Raw genomic sequence first — 17,305 nt, forward strand, 5'->3', positions numbered from 1 at the left:
CGAGCGTCCCCGTCGGCATGACAGTCTCCGAGACGCAGACGCGGGACGCCGGCGGGCAGTCCCCCGGCGACCAGTCGGCCGGCGGACTCGACCGCCGGGACCTGCTGACGGCCGGGGGGTTCGTCCTGCTGGTCAACGCCGTCGGCGCGAGCGGTGCGCTGCTCGGCGGCCCGGGGTCGCCGTGGTTCGCCGCGCTCACGAAGCCGTGGTTCTACCCGCCGGGGTGGGCCTTCGGCGTCGTCTGGACCGCGCTGTTCTCGCTCATGGGCGTCGCACTCTGGCTGGTCTGGCGAGCGGGCACCGACCGGCGCGAGGTTCGGGTCGCGATCGGCGCGTTCGCCGGCCAGATGGTGCTGAACCTCGCGTGGACGCCCGCCTTCTTCAGCCTCCAGCGACCGCTCGTGGCGCTCGGGATCATCCTCGCGCTGTGGGTCGCCATCCTCGGGACGATGGTCGCCTTCCGGCGTGTCTCCCGGTGGGCGGCGCTCCTGCTCGGTCCCTACCTGCTGTGGGTGAGCTTCGCGGCGGTGCTCAACTTCGAACTGTGGCGACTGAACTGAGGTCGGTGGGTCGAGCGTGACCCTCCACCTCTGGCTCGGCTTCGTCGGGATGGTGCTCGGAGCGGGCGCAGTCGCCCTGCGCGCCCGAGACCGAACCGGCCGAGCGCGGGACCCCGCGCTGCTCGGGCTCGTGGTACGGGTCACCGCCGAGGCGACCGCGCGGGGTCGGCGTGTCAGGAACGCGGTGCTGGGCGTGTGGCTGCTGTACCCCGTGGTCTGGCTCCTCGGCCCCGAGGGGTTCGCGCTGGTACCGGGGCTGCCGGCCGCGGTCGCCGCTGTGGGACTCGATCTGGTGCTGAAGCCCGGCGTCGGGATCGTGCTGGCCGGGCTGGAGTAGCCGCGGCGCGACGCCGAGGTGGCCCGGACCGACCACGGCCGCGACCGCGTTCAGGTAGCCCGGACCGACCACGCCGCCCTCGATTCGTCTTCACGCGAGCGCGAGCAGGTGTGCCGACTCCGGGCCGGTCTCGGCGACCACGTACAGCGTTCCGTCGTTCAACACCGGCCCCGGGCCGACCCGCCCGTGGAACGAGCGCTCGAACCGGACCGCCGGCCCGCGCGACAGTTCACTCCCGGCAGTCGGGTCGAGTGCCCAGAGTCGGTCGCCGCCGACGAACAGCGTGTCCCGCCCGAACGCCGGCGCGGTGTGTCGCCAGTCGCCGAGTGCGTGCCGCCAGCGCACCGCCCCCGAGTCGCTGTCGACCGCGTGGACCTCGCTCGTCGTCCCGGCGACCACGAGTCCCCGTTCGATGCCGAGGCCGTGCGGCGTCCACCCGGTGTCGACCGACCAGACGCGTCCCGTCCCGCTACCGGAATCGCCCCCGAGCGCGTAGGTCACGCCGTCCCGGCAGGTGACGTACACCGCGTCGCTGTCAGCCGAGGGGGGACCGGTCGGCGGAGCAGGGAGCGAGACGCGCCAGTGACCCCGGCCGTCGTCGGTCGTCAGGACCGCCACCTCGCCCGCGTCGGTCGCGACCGCGACGAAGTACCCCTGCCAGATCGGGGGGTGGTCGAGCACCCGCCCGAACAACCCACGCTCCCACGCGACCGCGCCGGTCGCCGGGTCGAACGCGACGATTCGCTCCCCGACGCCGACGAGCAGTGGCTGACCGGGGTACATCGACGGCCCGGCCGGTGCGGTCGTGGTCTCGGTCGTCCACTGCTCGGTCCCGTCGGCGGCCGACAGCGCACGGACTGCTGGCGCCGCCCTGTCCGCGACGTAGACCGTCCCGTCGCGCACGACGGGCGCGGTCTCGACACCCTGTGCTCGCCACAGTTCCGCCCCGCTCTCCGCGTCGAGGACGCGAAGCCCGTCGCGTTCCGGCAGGAACACCCGCCCGTCGGCGACGATCGGGGCCCGCAACTGCGACCGCGAGACCGGGACGCGCCACTGCTCGGTCACGTCGTCGACCGGTGCCTCGCCGGCGTGAATCCCGTGGACGCTCCGCGTGTTGCCGGCGTTACAGCCGAAACTGGACCACTGGCCGTCGGAGCCGTACACCTGTCGCTCGGCGTCGAGCGGTGGCGTCTCGGCTGGCGGCGGGTCGTCGGGGGCCGGGCGACCGACGACGCCGGCACAACCGGCGAACGAGCCGAGTCCGGCGAGACCGGCCGCCGCGAGCACGCTACGTCTGGAGGGCATCGTCCCGACTTCTCGGCCGGAGGTGACAAACCTTCTGCCCGGCGTGGACGGCTTCCGCACGGGAACACCTCACACGCCACCGACAGAGCGAAACGCCGTCTCCCTCATCGTCCCTCTATGTCACCGTTCGCGTCCACCGCCGCGAGTCAGTTGCTCGCGGGCGACGCCGACTGGCTCACGCCGGCACAGGTCCGGGAACTCACACACCACCCACAGACGAGCGTCGGGACCGAGTACCCGCACTACGTCGGCGCTGTCGAGTCGCCCGACGGCCCGCCGCGACCGACCGACCAGCACCCCGTCTTCTACGGCTGTTTCGACTGGCACTCGGCGGTCCACAGCCACTGGACGCTGGTCCGCCTGCTCCGCCTCGCCGAGTCGCGACTCGCGTCGGCCGACGCCGACGAGCAGACGGCCCGCTCGCCGACAGCGATTCGAGACGGCATCGACGCACGGCTCTCCGAGGAGGCGGTCGCGGCGGAGGTCGCGTACTTGGACGAGAACCCGACGTTCGAGAGACCGTACGGCTGGGGCTGGCTGCTCCGACTCTGTGCGGAACTCCACCTGTGGGACGACCCGGCCGCCGACGCGTGGCGGGCCACGCTCCGACCGCTCGAAGACAGAGTCGTCGACCTCGTCGCCGACGACTTCCTCGACCAGTCCCGCGCCTTCCGGGTCGGAACCCACGGCAACTCCGCCTTTGCGCTGACGTGTGTTCTCGACTACGCGCGGGTCGTCGGCGACGACGGTCTCGAATCGGCAGTCTGCGACACCGCCCGGCGCTTCTACGCCGACGACACCGACGCGCCGGTCGAGTACGAACCGCTCGGGTGGGACTTCGTCTCGCCGGCGCTGACCGAAGCCGACCTGTTCCGGCGCGTCCTCGACTCACGCGCGTTCGCCGACTGGTTCGGCGACTTCCTCCCCGACCTGTCGACCGACGGGACCGCCGCACACGAGGGGTTTCTCGACCCGGTCGCGGTCGACGACGAGGGGGGCGGCGTCGAACTCCACTTCGTCGGGCTGAACTGCACGCGGGCGTGGTGTCTCGCCGGCATCGCCGACACGCTCGGTGACCTCGACGGCCCGACACCCGGCGTGCCCGGCACCGACCGCCTCCGAGAGTGTGCCGAGCGTCACGCGCGACAGGGGGTGGCGGCGGCGTTCACCGAGGACTACGCCGGCGCACACTGGCTCTCGTCGTTCGTCTGCTACCTGCTGACGCGGAACGCGGGCGGAATCGCCCCCGAGACGTGAGTCGGGGTCGTCCTCGGCCGACCGCCTCACCGATCCGGGCCGAACGGTCGATGTGTCAGGAGCGCGTCGGCGTGACCGAGGCTCCGCTGAGCCTCGACCCAGCGTTTCGCCGTCGGACGGTCCTCGCCGGTGTAGACCATCGCGGCGGCGACGAGGTCGGCGAACGGTCGCGGGTCGGGGTCGGGGTCGACACCCGCCGGAAGCGGGGTGGCTCGCCCGTCGCCCTCGCCGAACAGGTCGTCGTCGATGGGCGCAGGCACGGACTCGCGAGGCGGACCCGAGTCGGTCATCCCGCGGAGGTTCGACTGGAGACGGTTCAGCGCGTCGGTCCCGGCGGATGGACTCGGCCGGAGAGAGTCGGATGTGACCGAACCACACACCGGCCGAACGTTTTCCCGTGCCGGCCGTGACCTGCCGACGATGGTCGACAAGCAGGCGGTCCAGCGAGGGTACGACGAACTGGCCGAGCAGTACGATGGCTGGCGCGAACGCGGCGGGCGGGGAGTCGACCTGCTGGACGACGTGCTAGGCGCGCTGTCACCGGACGCGCGGCTGCTCGACGCGGGCTGTGGCGGCGGGCAACCGGTGCTCGCGCGTGCAAGCGAGACGACCGACGCGGTCGGACTGGACTTCTCGGGTGAACAGCTCCGACTCGCCGGCGAGCACGCCCCCACGGCCGACCGGGTGCAGGGTGACATGACCGCGTTGCCGTTTGCGGCCGACAGTTTCGACGCGGTGGTCGCCTACTGGTCGGTGATCCACGTGCCACTGGCCGACCACCAGACCGTCGTCGACGAGTTCGCGCGCGTCCTCCGCCCCGGCGGCCGACTGCTCCTCTGTGAGGGGACGACCGAGTGGGTCGGGGAGAATCCGGACTGGTTCGACAGCGGAACCGGGATGGCCTGGGAGATAGCCGGTGCCGAAGCGACCGACCGCCAACTGCTGTCGGCCGGGTTCGCGGTGACCGACCGCTGGGGGCTGCCGGAGTCGCTGTCCGACGACGCGGACGCAGTCGGTGAGAACGACGACGCGGACGCGGCGAACGAGGCGGAATCGTCGGACGACCCGTGGACGTTCTTCGCTGCGCGGCTACCCGAATAGGCCGGGCGGCGCGTGGGTTCCCGGTACTCGTCGGTCACCGGTACTCGTCGGTCACCGGTACTCGTCGGTCACCGGTACTCGTCGGTCGAGTGCCGTGCGAACCGCGAGGGTCGGGTCGGTACCGGGACGCCGAGAGGCCAGCCACTGGCAGGGATGTACTCGCGGTAGCGACGGAGACACGTCTCGGGACGCGGACGGAGCCACCCGTGGACAGTCGTCACTCGGGGTCGAAGTCAAATCAAAAGTGCGGAGGGCCGTGACTCGCCTGTCACGCCTGGTTACGCGGCGACGACTGCGGCCGCGATGAAGTCCCACCGCGTGCCGGTCGTCGTCTCGCTCTTCTTCGCCTCGGCCTTGGTTCGGTTGCGCTTGTGTTTCCAGTTCATGGCTACAGAAATACTTACTCGGTCGTGAGTAATAAGTCTCTCGATAGTTTCTCCAGGGACGATCACGACAGATACGCTCGCAGTGAGTCCCCATCTCACGCCCTGAAACGACAGAATTCGACGGTACGGTCACCGTACCGGCCACAAGGTTCTTGGTATTGTACGATTACTGATACTGCCGCACCCCCAAGTGAGGGCGACCATGTTTACCATCGTTCCCCTGTTCCCCGGCCTGCCGGGTGGCCCGGAACTGCTCATCATCCTCGCCGTCGTCGTCCTGCTGTTCGGCGCGAACAAGATCCCCAAACTCGCACGGTCGACCGGACAGGCGATGGGCGAGTTCCGGCGCGGCAGAGAAGAGATCGAGACCGAACTGCGGGCCGGCGTGAGTGACTCCGAGGCCGAACGCGACGAGGAGATCACCGAGAAAGAATCTGCGAGCGCCTGAACCGCGAATTTTCGACGAGAGCACTCGATCCGCGACCGTTCACCCGCGCGTCCGGACCGCGAGTGGTTAGTCCAGTTTCTCCAGACAGCCCTGACAGTAGGTGACGCCCCGCGGGTTCGGCGTCCCGCAGTCCGGACAGGGTACGCCCTCCTGTCCCGGCAGGTTCGGCGTCCCGCGCTTCGGTGCCGCGCGATCCGGGACGAACTCCTCCGGTGCGAGCGACCCACCCGTCCGTCGGCGGTGGCCGTCGTAGACCCGTTCGATGAGTCGGTCGTCACGTAACATCAACATCCCCCGGTAGAATCCGACGAACAGCACCGACGGCATCACGATCACGAGGGCCGCCACGGCGAGGCGGAAGACGATCTCCATACACCGTGGTAGGCTCACACACGTTAGAATGTAACGGGGGCCAACGTCCCCGATTCGGCGGGCCGAGTGCTCGTGTCGATCGACACGGCGTCGGGGTCGGTCTGCGCGGTGCTGGCTCGCGTCAGGCCTGCTCGTTGATCGACCCCTGGATCAGTCCCTGTGCGAGCGGGAAGAAGAACAGCCACGCGAGGAACGTGACGCCCGCGCCTCTGTCGCTGTCGAACTCCGCGACGAGTTGTGACTGCTTCCACAGCACGATGAGGTTGACCACGGGCACGAAGAACCCGACGAGCCTGATCGTCGGGTCGAAGTTCGCGTCGAGATGCGATTTGAGCTGTTTGTTCACCTGGTGGAACCAGTACGGCACGTAGAGACCGAACGTGACGAACGACAACACGATCACCTTTGCGACACTTCGCTCTTCGAGAGCGTCGGCTGACATGGCAGTTCGGTCGTCAGAAGACTGGCACAAAAGTGTTCATCCGGCCGCTCACTGCCGAGTCAGATCGACTCGAAGGGACCGGCGGCGAGCGACTCCGCGTCGTCGACCTCCTGCGTCTCGGTCGGGAGCGGCACCTGAATCGTCCAGTCGCCCGGTCCGAAGGTGTCCGTCGTCGACCCGGCGAGTTCCTGTTCGTCGGCCGTCTCGAAGCTGAACTCCTCGTTCGGGAGCGTGTACGAGACGAGCGAGAGTTCGAGTTCACAGCCGTCCGCGACGGTGAAGTCGACGCGCGCGGTGTCGCCGTTCACCTGGATCGGGTCGTAGCTGACACACTCCCGGACTGACTCGTCGAGCGAGTTGATGTAGGTGTCACGCTTCGTGACCCCGTCTTTGTTCCCGTGGGCGTACTGGATCAACCGGTTCTGTCGGCCGTAGAAGTCGTCGTCGTCCTCGCCGAGTTGTTGGTTCGGCGGGCCTTCCACGAAGTCCACCTGATACGGGACCACGACTTCGATCTCGCTGCCCGGTTCCTCGCCGGACGGCGCACCGAAGGTGAGATTGTCGACGAACGCGGCGGTGTCGTAGATCGAGTCGCTTCCGTCGCCGAGACGTAGTTCGAGTGTCAGTGTCTCGCCGGTCAGTCCCATGTCCGCGAACGACTCGGCGTTCTGTGCGGCGAACAGTTGCGTCACCGAGTTGAACTTCGTGTCGTCGGGGTCCGGGAACGGCGGGGTCGGCGACTCCGACGAGCCACCGGGGACGTTCGCGTAGTCGACGACGTTGTCCACGGTGAGGTCTGTCCCGTCCGGGAGGACCGTGATGAGTTCCTCGTAGTCGTCCGGGCCGGCGAGGGTCGCGGTGAAGAAGTCCTGGAACTCCGAGCCGACGAAGCTGGGGATCTCCTCGGTCGCGTACCGGTAGTCGAAGTTCACGCCGGTCACGCCCGGCGGGACGGTGAACTCGATCGTCACCTCGGCCACGTCGAACGCCTGCAGGCCACCGCCGGGGTACTGTTCGGCTGGTGTTCCGTAGCCGAAGCTACTGAAGTCGGTCGCCTCGCCGAAGATGTCGGCCGCCACCCCGCTACTCAACACACCGTAGTCGTCGCCGTCGATCGGGAACCCCTGTGCTGGATCAGCGAGGACGGCGTACTGGTCGAGCGAGGGGTCGGACTCGAAGGAGACCGACTGGACCGCGTCGATGAAGTCCTGTCGTGCGATCGCGTTCAGGAAGTCGTCGGGCGTGAGAGACGCCTGCTGTGCCGACGCGGTCGCGGAACCGAGACCGGCGAGTCCCACGCCGAGAGCACAGCCTTTCAGGAACCGCCTACGATTTGTATTCCGGGTCACACGGGACAACTCGCCAACAGGTGTATAGTTATCCAGTGCGTGCCACACTGCAACGTCGACCTTACACGCTCCCGACCACGGAGACGTGTCAGACGGCGTTCGTGCTGTTCGTCTCAGACTCCGGTGTGACCTGCTCGCAGTACGCCGAAAGGGTCGGATTTTCGACCGGTAACGCCGGGTTAGTCGATCGATTCGACAGGTATAGTGATCAAACGAACAACAGCATCGGACGGCGGTGTCTGTCGGCCATTCGATCGGTCACGAGTCGAAGTGATCTCTGTCCCGTCACCGGCAGTGTCTCGGCCGCTGCCGCCCCGGCATGACAATCTGTGACAAGGGCTTATGCTGCGTCCCGTCGTAGTCGAACTGGGAGAGGGTCATGGGGGACAGAAACTTCCTGCACGTCTGCCGGCACTGCGGCAACGTGATGGCGTCGTCGTCACCGACCGGACCGAGAGCGTGTTTCAACTGCGAGAGTCGGAACTTCTCGAGATACGTCGGGTTCTCGGAGCTACCGGCACGGTGACCGAACAGCACGGCGAACAGAACAGCTCGGTGACCGAACAACACGGTGACCACCGTTTTCATCGAGACAGGAGAGACGACTCCGAGGGGAGTCGACCCGAGAAGACGCGGAGTGGGTTGGGGCAGATTCGAACGCTGGCGGACTCCCGCCGGTCGTCCGCTGCTTCCCACCTCGCTTCGCTCGGCGGGAATGCCGACCTGCTCCGCGTCTCCTTCGGGAACGGTAGGAAAACGAGTGGGTTGGGGCAGATTCGAACTGCCGACCTGCTCCGTGTGAAGGAGCCGTCATAACCGGACTAGACCACCAACCCGACACCCGAAGGTACCCCCGGCCTGGACTTAAGAGTTGCTTTGTCGAGACCGATCCTCGCCGAGACCCGGCCGACTGGTCGGGGTGTCACTCCGGGACCGGTACGCCTCCGACATGTCGACGACGGTCCGCTTGAGAGCTCTCGCCAGCGTGACCGTCGGACCGCCGCCGAGAGTCGCGAGGAAGTAGAACGCCGCCGTCGTGTTGCGCGGGTTCGCACGGAGCGCCTGCCACGCGAGACGGTTCGCGGTCCGGTACTCCCCCGCGTTACAGGACCCACTCACGCCGAGCATGTACACCGAACTGCGGAACTCCAGCGCGCTGGCGGTCCCGAAGGACGCCGCCAGCGAGTCGTACTTCGCCAGAAACCGGGGGTACGCACGGAGTGCGAGGTCGGCGTTGCTCGAGAGATGCTCACCCTGCATCCCCTTGTCGACCAGCGGTTCCGGCACCGCGTCGAACTCACAGTGCTGTGAGAGTCTGATGAACCAGTCGCGGTCCTCGTAGCAGGGCATCTCCTCGTCGAACCGCACACCGGCGTCCGTAAACAGGCTCCGCCGAACCACCAGTGTCGGACTCGGGCCGACGCGAGCGCCCCGCAGAATCGCTTCGGTGTCTCCCGTGACGTTCCGGGCGCGATACGAGGAGACCACGGTGCCGTCGGTGTCGATTCGCCGGACACCGCAGGCAACCAGCCCCACGTCTGGGTCGTCGAACAGCGCCAGTTGGCGTTCGAGTTTCTCGGGATACCAGACGTCGTCGTCGTCGTGGAGTGCGACGAACTCGCAGGTGGCGGCCTCGAAGCCGAGGTTCCGCGCCGCAGACAGCCCTGTCGCCGGGTCCTCGACGACCACGACGCGGTCGATCCTGCTCCACTCGCGGTCGGCGAACGTCTGTGTCACACGGTCCTCGGAGCCGTCGACGAGGATCAGTTCGAGCTCCGCGTCGGTCGTCTGTGCGTCGACGCTCTGAATCGCACGCTCTACGTCGGCGAGGTCGTGGCCCAGCGTGGCGAGCACGACCGATACACCCGGATCGTCGGTCATCGCTCCGAGTTGGCCGTGTCGGATATTAAGTAGTCACTCGGTACCCGGTCGGAGACGGTGTCTCGGAGTCGCAACCGATTACTGCCGTGGGCGTCTCGGTACGACTGCGTGCATCAAGTCCCCGCCCGAGTAGTCCCAGACGGGAGCGATGACAGCGCGGAGAACCCACGCACGCGACAGACGCCCGTTCGCGGCGCACGCGAACCGCCCGGCACGAGGGCAAGCCAGCCGACGCGGGACGCCCCCGGAGATGAGGCTGGACGTTAGTGTTCCGGGCGACACTTCTACCGCGAGACCGAGCCGTGTCGCTCTCGTAGCGACCGATCGAGCCGGATCACCGGCGCACACGTCAGCGTCTCGACTCGAGTACCACCACGTCTGCTACCGACGACCGCGCTCGACACCGACCGGTCACGCCACTTCGAGTACCTCGTGGTCGCGGTCACCCACGAACGCCGACTCGACGACCCGCGCCACGCGCACCGGATCGGCAGGCCCGCCGGCACCCGCGACGCTGCCGACCGACGCCGGGTCGAAGGCGACGTCCAGCGCCTCGTACACCGGCGTCAACACGGCCGCGATCTCCGCCTCGTCGGCGACGACCACGATGCCGGAGACCAGCGCGGCGTCCTGACGGACGCGCTGGGCGATGCCGACCAGTTTCCCGTCGGACTGGATCGAGTGGGCACCCGGGCAGAAGGAGGCCGGCGGTTCGCCGGGTCGGGCGTCGACACCCAGTCCACGCAAGGCATCCAGCACCGTCTCTGTCGCGGCGTCGTACCGGGCGTCGATCCCGTCCCGGCCGTCGACCGGGACCGCGTGGGCGAACGCGACCGTCGTCCCCGTGTACGCCACCGCCCGACCGCCGACGCTCCGCTCGACCGTCGGGAACCCCCGTGCTTCGGCCGCGTCGCGGGCGCGGTCGTACCCCTCGGCGCGGGCGTCCCGGCGACCGAACGCGACCACCCGGGCCGGCGTCCAGACCCGGATCGCGGACTCGCCGGTCTCGGCCGTCCGGGTCAGCATCGCGGCGGTCCGCTCCCGGTCCGCGTCGCGGTCGGGCACTCGCCCCCGGAGGACTCGCATAGGCGACGCTCCGGTCCCGACGTACCTAAGCCTGCCCGTCCCCAGCGAGCGGTATGGCGGTCCACCTGCCCGCGTCGCTCCTCCGCCGATACCGTCGTTTCTCGCTGTACAACTCGCCGTACCCGGCCCACGACCGGGCCTGCGCGGTCGACCTCTACCCCGATCCGGTGGCGAACGAGGGCCGCTCGCCGGTCGCCGGCACGGTCATCGAGACCCGGACCGTGCGCTGTCCGGATCGTCCCTACGCCGTCAACCACGACCACCTGATCCTCCTCGACGTGGCCGACGGGCAGGTCGAGACCGACCGGCGCGGTCCCGGCACCGGCGACTCCGACGACCTCGTCGCGCGTATCCTCCACGTCGATCCCCGGGTCGAACCGGGCGACGAGGTGGTGCCGGGGGACTCGCTCGGCCCGATGGTCCGCTCGGGGTTCTTCGGCCCGTGGGTGGACAACCACGTCCACCTCGGCTTCCGCCGGGCCGACCAGCATCTCCAGCGTGCCGGCGGGTCGCTCCCTCTCTCGGTCGACGTGTCGGTCGATCCCCTTCGGTGGGACGGCACGGGCACGGTCGCAGAGGTCGGTGACACCTACGCGCTCCTCGACTCGCCGACCCACCCGGCACCCTGCGAGCGGTTCGTCGGTCTCGGGACCGACGCCGACGAGTCGAGACGGTCGGTCGCACTCGACGGCGGACTGGCCCACTACTCGGGCGGCGGCGTGCTGGCCGGGGCGGAGCCACTCCACCACCGGGACGGTGACAGCGTGTCGTTTCTCGGCACTCCACTCGGGACCTGCGTGGCTGGCGAGCAGTCCGGCGACGGCACGGGACACCGGCATCTCGACTGGGCCGACGTGGCGGTCGTCGCCGAGACCGACACCGCGACGCACCGCGCGACCGGTATCTCGCTGTTCGCGGCACAGGACGCGGACTTCGGCGCGAAACTGGTGTTCCACCGTGGGCACGACCTGTCGGCCGGCGACACGGTTCGGGTGGGAATCCAGCCGAGCGACGATCCGATCCGACTCGGCTGACGCCTGCGAGCAGTGGTCCCGGTGGCGCTCGCGTGAGTCCCGGTGAACCAGTCGGATCAGCGATGGCCTACATGAAACCGTCGGCGCGACACGGAGGTCGCGCCAGCCCGTCTGACTGGTCCCGTGACGCGAGCAGTGGTGGAAAGTTGGCGTTGCGGTCGGCGCGTGCGCGACTCCGACGCGCACGCGAGGTCTTCGTGAGCCTGCGAACGAAGGCTCGGAAATCGAAGATTTCCGGTGGATGAGTAACGCAACTGGCGCGCCCCTCGTGGGCGCGCCGACTGAGTAACGCAGTCGGCTGGGGAGGTTCGTGGCTCGCGCGATTGCGGTGCGGTGGCGGGTGCTGTCGCGGATGCAGTTGCGGTCTGCTGTGCTGTCGCGGTGCGGGTGCGGGCCCGTGCGCTAGCAACAGTGGCGGTCGCGGTTGCAGTGTCGTCTGTGGTCGCAGTAGCAGTGTCGTCAGCAGTTGGAGTAGCATCGCTGGCACGTCTCGCGGTGTATCGACACACAGCCTCCGGTCGTGAGCGCACCCACGAACCCCGAGCACAGCGAACAGGCCGACCCAGCGTCACCCTCGTTTCGCCGGGACTCCCACGTTTTTGCCGCCGGGCGTCGACACACCAGCTATGGACTACCGACAACTCGGCGCGACCGGCACGCGCGTCTCCGAACTCTGCTTCGGGACGTGGCGCTTCGGCAAACGACACGGCGACGTCGTCGAAACCGACCGCGAGGAAGCCCACGAACTGCTCGACGCCTTCGTGGAGCGCGGCGGCAACTTCATCGACAGCGCGAACGTCTACGGCGACCCGAACGGGACCTGCGAGCGCTACATCGGCGAGTGGCTGGAGGACTACGACCGCGAGCAGTTCGTCCTCACCTCGAAGGTGTACTTCCCCTTCGACGACTCACACCCGAACGGCCGGGGGCTCTCCCGGACGCACATCCGGAACCAGATCGAGGGGACACTCGACCGCCTCGGGACGGACTACCTCGACCTCTACTACATCCACCGCTGGGACGAGCACACGCCCATCGAGGAGACGCTCCAGACGCTGAACGGTCTCGTCGAGGAGGGCAAGGTCAACTACCTCGGCGCGTCCTCGATGGCCGCGTGGCAACTGACGAAGGCGCTGTGGAAGTCCGAGATCCACGACTACGCCCGGTTCGACGTGACCCAACCCCTCTTTCACGCGGGCTACTACGAGGACGTGAAGGACTACCTCGACGTGTGCGCCGATCAGGACGTCGCGGTCTGTCCGTACTCGCCGCTGGCGGGCGGGTTCCTCACCGGGAAGTACGAACGCGCCGACCCCGACGACCCGACGGTCGTGGAGGCACCCGACGGCTCACGCGGGAGTCTGGACGAGGTGTTCGCGGACTACTACCTCTCGGAGCGCGGCTGGCACGTGCTGGACGCGATCCGGGCGGTCGCCGACGAGGTGGACGCCACGCCCGCGCAGGTCTCGCTGCGCTGGCTGATGGACCAGTCCGAGTTCACCTGCGTCCCGATCATCGGTGCCAGAACCGTCGAGCAGTTAGACGAGAACCTCGCGGCCTGTGACGTGTCGCTCTCCGACGAACAACACGACCGGATCACCGACGCGCGCTACGCCGAGTCCGGCCGGCGCTACGGGCACTGACACGGCGGGCTTCGTTCTCTCTCTCTCCGCGCGCTCAGACGTGCTGGCGAACCCGGCGGACGATCTCGTCGACGTCGTACTCGTCGTCGGCCTTGTCCCACACCGTCTCCCCGTCCGCGTCAACCCGGAGGACGCCGTGGTCGCCGGTCACGAGCGCCACGCTGTCCAGATCGCCGCCGAACTGCGACAGCAGGGCGTGTTGGATATCCTCGGCTCGGTTGAGAAAGCCACACGGCACGCAGTACTCGATCTCGATGTCGGTCATACGCAGGCGTTGCGCCCACTGACTGATAAACCTCTGGCGGGGGTGCGCTCTGCTCGCGGTCGCCGTGAGAGGTGCTACTCCACCGGGTCGGTGTTCGCGTACGTCGGCGTCGGTCGCGCTCCCTCGACGCCCTCGCGGTTCGCCCACCGAACCGCGTTCGCCAGCACCTGCCGGATCTCGTCCTGGTAGTAGATCGGGTACGTCTCGTGGCCCGGTCGGAAGTAGAAGATCCGGCCCGCGCCACGCGTGTAGCAACAACCGGACCGGAACACCTCCCCGCCCTCGAACCACGAGGTGAAGACCAGCGACTCCGGTTGTGGCACGTCGAACCGCTCGCCGTACATCTCGGCTTCGGGGACGACGAACGACTCCGGCAGGCCCGCCGCGATGGGGTGGCCGGGTTCGACGGTCCACAGACGCTCCCGTTCGCCCGACTCGCGCCACTTCAGCGCACAGGAGGTGCCCATCAGTTGCTGGAAGGGCTTGGAGTAGTGGCCCGAGTGGAGGACGAGCAGACCCATCCCGTCCAGCACGCGGTCGGTGACACGCTCCACGACGTGGTCGGCCACCTCGTCGTGGGCGCGGTGGCCCCACCACGTGAGTACGTCGGTGTCGGCGAGCACACCCTCGGTCAATCCGTGTTCGGGGTCGTCGAGCGTCGCCGTGCGCGTGTCGAAGCCTGCCGCCTCCAGTCCCTCGGCGACGGCCGCGTGGATGCCGTCGGGGTAGACCTCGGCGACTGCCGGGTCGTCGCGTTCGTGGCGGTACTCGTTCCAGACGGTGACGGTCGTCATGTGTCGGCCCTCGCGGGCGGGCGGCAAGTAATCGTGGGGCGTGCCGCGCTGCGGACCGACCCGCCGCGCAGGCGCGGGGTTGAAGCCGGTGTAGCCCAAGTGACTCTCGTGTTCCGGAACGAGCCAGTCCTGCACCCCGAAGACCGCGAGACCGACGAGTCCGGGCCGTGGCTCCCCATCCTCGTCGCCAGTGCGGTCGCGTGGCTCGCGCTGTTCGCACTGGACTATCGACTGCTCTCCGAGGGGACGTTCCTCTGGGCGACGGTCAAGAGTCTCTACACGCTGATCCTCGCGCCGCTCGCGGCCGCTGCACTCTTACAGGACACCCGCTTCCTCGGCGTCGAAGGAATCGAAGTCGGCCCGGCGAAGTGGGCCTACGCGCTGATCGCGGTGATCGTCCCGCCGATCGGTGCGGTCTACCTCGCCCACCGACACTGGCTCGTGTCGAACTCGCCGGTCGACCTCGACGCGGCGGGCGAGGACGGCACCGACGACGAGTCCGCCGACACGGGCGACGAGACGAAGCCGGCGTCGCCGGACGGAGACGACTGAGAACGGTTCCGGCGGGCGACTACTCGCCAGAGAACTCCGGCGACCGTTTCTCCATGAACGCGTAGACACCCTCGGTGTGGTCGTCCGTCTCGAACATCGCCGCCTGTGCGAACGCCTCGTTTGCGACCGCCGCCTCGAGCGACGACTCCGGCCCCTCCCGGAGGAGTCGCTTCGATGTGCGGAGCGCGGCCGTCGGTCCCTCGGCGATGCGGTCGATCACCTCGCGGGCCTCCGCGTCGAACGACTCGGCGTCGTAGACGTGGTTGACGAGACCCAGTTCCTTCGCACGATCCGGTTCGACCGACTCGCCGGTGAAGACGAGTTCCTTCGCCACGTTGTCGCCGACGATCCGAGGCAGGAGATAGCTCGTCCCGGAGTCGACCGCGAGGCCGACCCGCCGGAAGCCGAACGCCATCTTCGCGTCGCGGCTCATGAGTTGGAGGTCACAGGCGATGGCGAGGTTCGCACCCGCGCCGAACGCTGGCCCGTCCAACAGGGCGACGGTCGGGAACTCACACTCCGCGAGGCGCTGGACCGACCGACCCGTGTTCTGCGTGACGTGCCGGACCGCGTCGTCCAGCGACCAGTCGCCCGACTGGAGTTCCATCATCGCGTTCACGTCGCCGCCGGCACAGAACGCCCCGCCCGCACCGCGAACGACGACGCACCTGGTGTCGCCGCCCTCCAGGTCGTCGAGGGCGTCGATCAGGCCCGCTGCCACGTCGGCGGTCAGCGCGTTGCGCATGTCCGGGCGGTTGAGCGTGAGCGTGACGACGCCGGCGTCGGGGTCGCGGTCCAGCAGGACCGCGCCGTCGCCGTACTCCTCGGTCGCCGGTGGCTCGGTCGCGTCGTCGCCGGCGTCTGTGGACTGCTCGTCGGAGTCCGCCATTCAGTCGTCGCCCTCCTCGCGGGCCCGCAACTCGAACTTCTGGACCTTCCCGGTCGTCGTCCGCGGGAGTTCGTCGACGAACGCGACCTCGCGGGGGTGTTTGTACTCGGCGAGGTTCGCCAGACAGAACTCTCTGATCTCGTCGGCTGTCACGTCCGCACCCGGCACCGGCACCACGAAGGCCTTGACGGTCTCGCCGCGTCGGTCGTCCGGAATCCCGACGACTGCGGCGTCGGCGATCGCCTCGTGTTCGAAGAGGAGTTCCTCGACCTCGCGCGGGTAGACGTTGTACCCGCCGGTGACGATCATGTGTTTCTCGCGGTCCACGACGTAGTAGTAGCCGTCTTCGTCGTGATAGCCGAGGTCACCGGTGTGGAACCAGCGGCGGCCGTCCCGTTCGGTGAACACCTCGGCGTTCGCCTCCGGGCGCTCGTGGTAGCCCTGCATCACGTTCGGCCCGCTGACGACGATCTCGCCGACCACGTCGTCCAGTTCGGCGTCGTCCTCGGCGAGTGGGCCGCGGTCGACCGGCGGAATCTCCGCGAAGTCGTCGTCCACGACCAGCGAGTGGACGCCGGGCAGTGGCTTGCCGATACTGCCGACCCGGCGACCCTTCTCGGGGCTGTTGAAGTGCGTGACGGGACTGGTCTCGGTGAGTCCGTACCCTTCGTAGATGTTCACGTCGTACAACTCCTCGAACCGCCGGAGTACCTCGACGGGGATGCCGGAGCCACCGACACCACAGAGCCGGAGTGACGAGAGATCGAACGACTCTGCGTCGGGTTGGTTGATCACGTCGTTGTACATCGCGGGCACGCCGTGCATCAGCGTCAGGTTCTCGGACTCGACGAGTCCCATCGCCTGCTCGGCGTCCCACGTCGGGAGGGGGTAGTACGCCCCGCCGGAGAAGAGGGTCGCGTTCATCACGACCGTCATCCCGTAGATGTGAAAGAGGGGGAGCACGCCGAGTTGCTTGTCGTCGGTCCTGACGCCGTCGGGGATGATCGACGCCGACATCTCGGCGTTCGACGCGAGGTTGTCGTGGGTCAGGCGGACGCCCTTCGGTTGCCCGGTGGTCCCGGAGGTGTACGGCTGAACCGCCACGTCGTCGTCCGCCCGAGCGACCGTCTCGAAGTCGGGGTCGCCGACGAACTCGGAGAACGCGGTGCTCGTCTCGGCGGCCGCGCCGACCGTCACGACCTCCTCGACTGCGGTGTCCTCGCGGACTGCCTCGACGACCGGCGCGAGGTCCGGGATGGTGACGACGACCGACGCCTCGCTGTCGGTCAGCAGGTGGGTGATCTCACGAGCCTTGTACTGCGGGTTCATCGGGACGACGACCCCACCCGCTCGCAGGGTCCCGTGGAACGCGACGACGAACTGCGGGAGGTTCGGCAGGTAGACGCCGACACGGTCCCCCTCGCCGATGCCGTGGTCGGCCAGTCCGGACGCGAACGCGCCGATCTGGCCCCACAGCTCTCGGTAGGTGAACTCGTGGCCGTCGTAGGCGACCGCCGTCTCGGCCGGGTGCTCGTCGGCCGTCCCGCCGACGTGTGTGACAAGATTTGTCATGTGTCCGGCCGGACCCACGGCGGCGGGGTGCT

At 68.4% G+C, this 17,305-nt stretch carries 20 protein-coding genes and 1 tRNA gene; 8 read left to right on the forward strand and 13 right to left on the reverse strand.

The genetic code is table 11. The annotated features are described in order from the left end of the window. Positions 1-17 precede the first annotated feature (17 nt). Both LI337_RS11270 and LI337_RS11275 read left to right on the forward strand, forming a co-directional pair. Positions 18-560 carry a TspO/MBR family protein gene (locus tag LI337_RS11270; RefSeq protein WP_227229939.1) on the forward strand — a complete coding sequence of 181 codons (543 nt, stop codon included), beginning with the start codon at positions 18-20 and terminating at the stop codon, positions 558-560. A gap of 16 nt (positions 561-576) precedes the next feature. Continuing rightward, positions 577-897, forward strand: a complete 321-nt coding sequence (locus LI337_RS11275) for a bacteriorhodopsin (RefSeq protein ID WP_227229940.1) — start codon at positions 577-579, stop codon at positions 895-897. Between the two features lie 90 nt (positions 898-987). Here the strand turns inward: LI337_RS11275 and LI337_RS11280 are convergent, their stop codons facing one another. Continuing rightward, positions 988-2,202 carry a PQQ-binding-like beta-propeller repeat protein gene (locus LI337_RS11280; RefSeq protein ID WP_227229941.1) on the reverse strand — a complete coding sequence of 405 codons (1,215 nt, stop codon included), beginning with the start codon at positions 2,200-2,202 and terminating at the stop codon, positions 988-990. Positions 2,203-2,319: 117 nt separating this feature from the next. Here LI337_RS11280 and LI337_RS11285 point away from each other — a divergent pair, with 117 nt between their 5' ends. Beyond that, on the forward strand, positions 2,320-3,459 hold the full coding sequence (locus LI337_RS11285) for a DUF2891 domain-containing protein (RefSeq protein WP_227229942.1): 1,140 nt from the start codon (positions 2,320-2,322) through the stop codon (positions 3,457-3,459). A gap of 26 nt (positions 3,460-3,485) precedes the next feature. Here LI337_RS11285 and LI337_RS11290 read toward each other — a convergent pair whose 3' ends face one another. Continuing rightward, positions 3,486-3,749: a hypothetical protein gene (locus LI337_RS11290; RefSeq protein ID WP_227229943.1), complete on the reverse strand. Its 264-nt coding sequence runs from the start codon at positions 3,747-3,749 to the stop codon at positions 3,486-3,488. Positions 3,750-3,879: 130 nt separating this feature from the next. Here LI337_RS11290 and LI337_RS11295 point away from each other — a divergent pair, with 130 nt between their 5' ends. Together LI337_RS11295 and LI337_RS11300 are read left to right on the forward strand one after the other, a co-directional pair. Beyond that, positions 3,880-4,560 (forward strand): class I SAM-dependent methyltransferase, encoded by a 681-nt coding sequence (locus tag LI337_RS11295; protein WP_227229944.1) that lies wholly within the window; start codon positions 3,880-3,882, stop codon positions 4,558-4,560. Positions 4,561-5,148: 588 nt separating this feature from the next. Next, positions 5,149-5,394, forward strand: a complete 246-nt coding sequence (locus tag LI337_RS11300) for a Sec-independent protein translocase subunit TatA/TatB (RefSeq protein ID WP_227229945.1) — start codon at positions 5,149-5,151, stop codon at positions 5,392-5,394. A 66-nt stretch (positions 5,395-5,460) separates the two neighbouring features. On the opposite strand, the gene LI337_RS11305 is transcribed toward LI337_RS11300, so the two are convergent. The 7 genes from LI337_RS11305 to LI337_RS11335 form a co-directional block, all read right to left on the reverse strand. Next, the gene (locus LI337_RS11305; protein WP_227229946.1) at positions 5,461-5,766 is read right to left on the reverse strand and encodes a DUF7577 domain-containing protein; all 306 of its coding nucleotides are present in this window, start codon (positions 5,764-5,766) and stop codon (positions 5,461-5,463) included. 121 nt (positions 5,767-5,887) lie between these two features. Beyond that, positions 5,888-6,208 (reverse strand): DUF4234 domain-containing protein, encoded by a 321-nt coding sequence (locus LI337_RS11310; protein ID WP_227229947.1) that lies wholly within the window; start codon positions 6,206-6,208, stop codon positions 5,888-5,890. Between the two features lie 59 nt (positions 6,209-6,267). Next, positions 6,268-7,557, reverse strand: coding sequence for a choice-of-anchor L domain-containing protein (locus LI337_RS11315; protein ID WP_227229948.1), 1,290 nt, complete (start codon positions 7,555-7,557; stop codon positions 6,268-6,270). Between the two features lie 285 nt (positions 7,558-7,842). Then, positions 7,843-8,136, reverse strand: a complete 294-nt coding sequence (locus tag LI337_RS11320; RefSeq protein WP_227229949.1) for a hypothetical protein — start codon at positions 8,134-8,136, stop codon at positions 7,843-7,845. Between the two features lie 182 nt (positions 8,137-8,318). Next, positions 8,319-8,393 (reverse strand) — tRNA-Val (locus LI337_RS11325). Positions 8,394-8,421: 28 nt separating this feature from the next. Beyond that, the gene (locus LI337_RS11330) at positions 8,422-9,438 is read right to left on the reverse strand and encodes a glycosyltransferase family 2 protein (protein WP_227229950.1); all 1,017 of its coding nucleotides are present in this window, start codon (positions 9,436-9,438) and stop codon (positions 8,422-8,424) included. A gap of 411 nt (positions 9,439-9,849) precedes the next feature. Beyond that, positions 9,850-10,524: a lipoate--protein ligase family protein gene (locus tag LI337_RS11335; protein WP_227229951.1), complete on the reverse strand. Its 675-nt coding sequence runs from the start codon at positions 10,522-10,524 to the stop codon at positions 9,850-9,852. Positions 10,525-10,577: 53 nt separating this feature from the next. On the opposite strand from LI337_RS11335, the gene LI337_RS11340 reads away from it, so the two are divergent. Further along, positions 10,578-11,558 (forward strand): DUF8155 domain-containing protein, encoded by a 981-nt coding sequence (locus LI337_RS11340; protein ID WP_227229952.1) that lies wholly within the window; start codon positions 10,578-10,580, stop codon positions 11,556-11,558. Between the two features lie 626 nt (positions 11,559-12,184). After that, on the forward strand, positions 12,185-13,201 hold the full coding sequence (locus tag LI337_RS11345; RefSeq protein WP_227229953.1) for an aldo/keto reductase: 1,017 nt from the start codon (positions 12,185-12,187) through the stop codon (positions 13,199-13,201). Positions 13,202-13,235: 34 nt separating this feature from the next. Here LI337_RS11345 and LI337_RS11350 read toward each other — a convergent pair whose 3' ends face one another. Both LI337_RS11350 and LI337_RS11355 read right to left on the reverse strand, forming a co-directional pair. Beyond that, positions 13,236-13,466: an Rdx family protein gene (locus LI337_RS11350; protein WP_227229954.1), complete on the reverse strand. Its 231-nt coding sequence runs from the start codon at positions 13,464-13,466 to the stop codon at positions 13,236-13,238. Positions 13,467-13,540: 74 nt separating this feature from the next. After that, positions 13,541-14,260 (reverse strand): ThuA domain-containing protein, encoded by a 720-nt coding sequence (locus LI337_RS11355; protein ID WP_227229955.1) that lies wholly within the window; start codon positions 14,258-14,260, stop codon positions 13,541-13,543. A gap of 99 nt (positions 14,261-14,359) precedes the next feature. Between LI337_RS11355 and LI337_RS11360 the strand changes: the two genes are divergently transcribed. Further along, positions 14,360-14,812: a hypothetical protein gene (locus LI337_RS11360; protein ID WP_227229956.1), complete on the forward strand. Its 453-nt coding sequence runs from the start codon at positions 14,360-14,362 to the stop codon at positions 14,810-14,812. A 19-nt stretch (positions 14,813-14,831) separates the two neighbouring features. Here LI337_RS11360 and LI337_RS11365 read toward each other — a convergent pair whose 3' ends face one another. Beyond that, positions 14,832-15,701, reverse strand: a complete 870-nt coding sequence (locus tag LI337_RS11365) for an enoyl-CoA hydratase/isomerase family protein (RefSeq protein WP_227229957.1) — start codon at positions 15,699-15,701, stop codon at positions 14,832-14,834. Continuing rightward, positions 15,702-17,273: a long-chain-fatty-acid--CoA ligase gene (locus LI337_RS11370; protein ID WP_227229958.1), complete on the reverse strand. Its 1,572-nt coding sequence runs from the start codon at positions 17,271-17,273 to the stop codon at positions 15,702-15,704. Positions 17,274-17,305: the final 32 nt, after the last annotated feature.

The sequence above is a fragment of the Salinirubrum litoreum genome (genome assembly GCF_020567425.1).
GTDB classification, from domain to species: Archaea; Halobacteriota; Halobacteria; order Halobacteriales; family Haloferacaceae; genus Salinirubrum; species Salinirubrum litoreum.

Bases quoted from the DNA above. Each gene is read 5' to 3' on its own strand.
- LI337_RS11270 (WP_227229939.1), top strand. From the start codon at position 18: ATGACAGTCTCCGAGACGCAGACGCGGGACGCCGGCGGGCAGTCCCCC.
- LI337_RS11290 (WP_227229943.1), bottom strand. From the start codon at position 3,749: ATGACCGACTCGGGTCCGCCTCGCGAGTCCGTGCCTGCGCCCATCGAC.
- LI337_RS11330 (WP_227229950.1), bottom strand. From the start codon at position 9,438: ATGACCGACGATCCGGGTGTATCGGTCGTGCTCGCCACGCTGGGCCAC.
- LI337_RS11355 (WP_227229955.1), bottom strand. From the start codon at position 14,260: ATGACGACCGTCACCGTCTGGAACGAGTACCGCCACGAACGCGACGAC.
- LI337_RS11295 (WP_227229944.1), top strand. From the start codon at position 3,880: ATGGTCGACAAGCAGGCGGTCCAGCGAGGGTACGACGAACTGGCCGAG.
- LI337_RS11285 (WP_227229942.1), top strand. From the start codon at position 2,320: ATGTCACCGTTCGCGTCCACCGCCGCGAGTCAGTTGCTCGCGGGCGAC.
- LI337_RS11335 (WP_227229951.1), bottom strand. From the start codon at position 10,524: ATGCGAGTCCTCCGGGGGCGAGTGCCCGACCGCGACGCGGACCGGGAG.
- LI337_RS11370 (WP_227229958.1), bottom strand. From the start codon at position 17,273: ATGACAAATCTTGTCACACACGTCGGCGGGACGGCCGACGAGCACCCG.
- LI337_RS11345 (WP_227229953.1), top strand. From the start codon at position 12,185: ATGGACTACCGACAACTCGGCGCGACCGGCACGCGCGTCTCCGAACTC.
- LI337_RS11350 (WP_227229954.1), bottom strand. From the start codon at position 13,466: ATGACCGACATCGAGATCGAGTACTGCGTGCCGTGTGGCTTTCTCAAC.
- LI337_RS11305 (WP_227229946.1), bottom strand. From the start codon at position 5,766: ATGGAGATCGTCTTCCGCCTCGCCGTGGCGGCCCTCGTGATCGTGATG.
- LI337_RS11280 (WP_227229941.1), bottom strand. From the start codon at position 2,202: ATGCCCTCCAGACGTAGCGTGCTCGCGGCGGCCGGTCTCGCCGGACTC.
- LI337_RS11340 (WP_227229952.1), top strand. From the start codon at position 10,578: ATGGCGGTCCACCTGCCCGCGTCGCTCCTCCGCCGATACCGTCGTTTC.
- LI337_RS11365 (WP_227229957.1), bottom strand. From the start codon at position 15,701: ATGGCGGACTCCGACGAGCAGTCCACAGACGCCGGCGACGACGCGACC.
- LI337_RS11310 (WP_227229947.1), bottom strand. From the start codon at position 6,208: ATGTCAGCCGACGCTCTCGAAGAGCGAAGTGTCGCAAAGGTGATCGTG.
- LI337_RS11300 (WP_227229945.1), top strand. From the start codon at position 5,149: ATGTTTACCATCGTTCCCCTGTTCCCCGGCCTGCCGGGTGGCCCGGAA.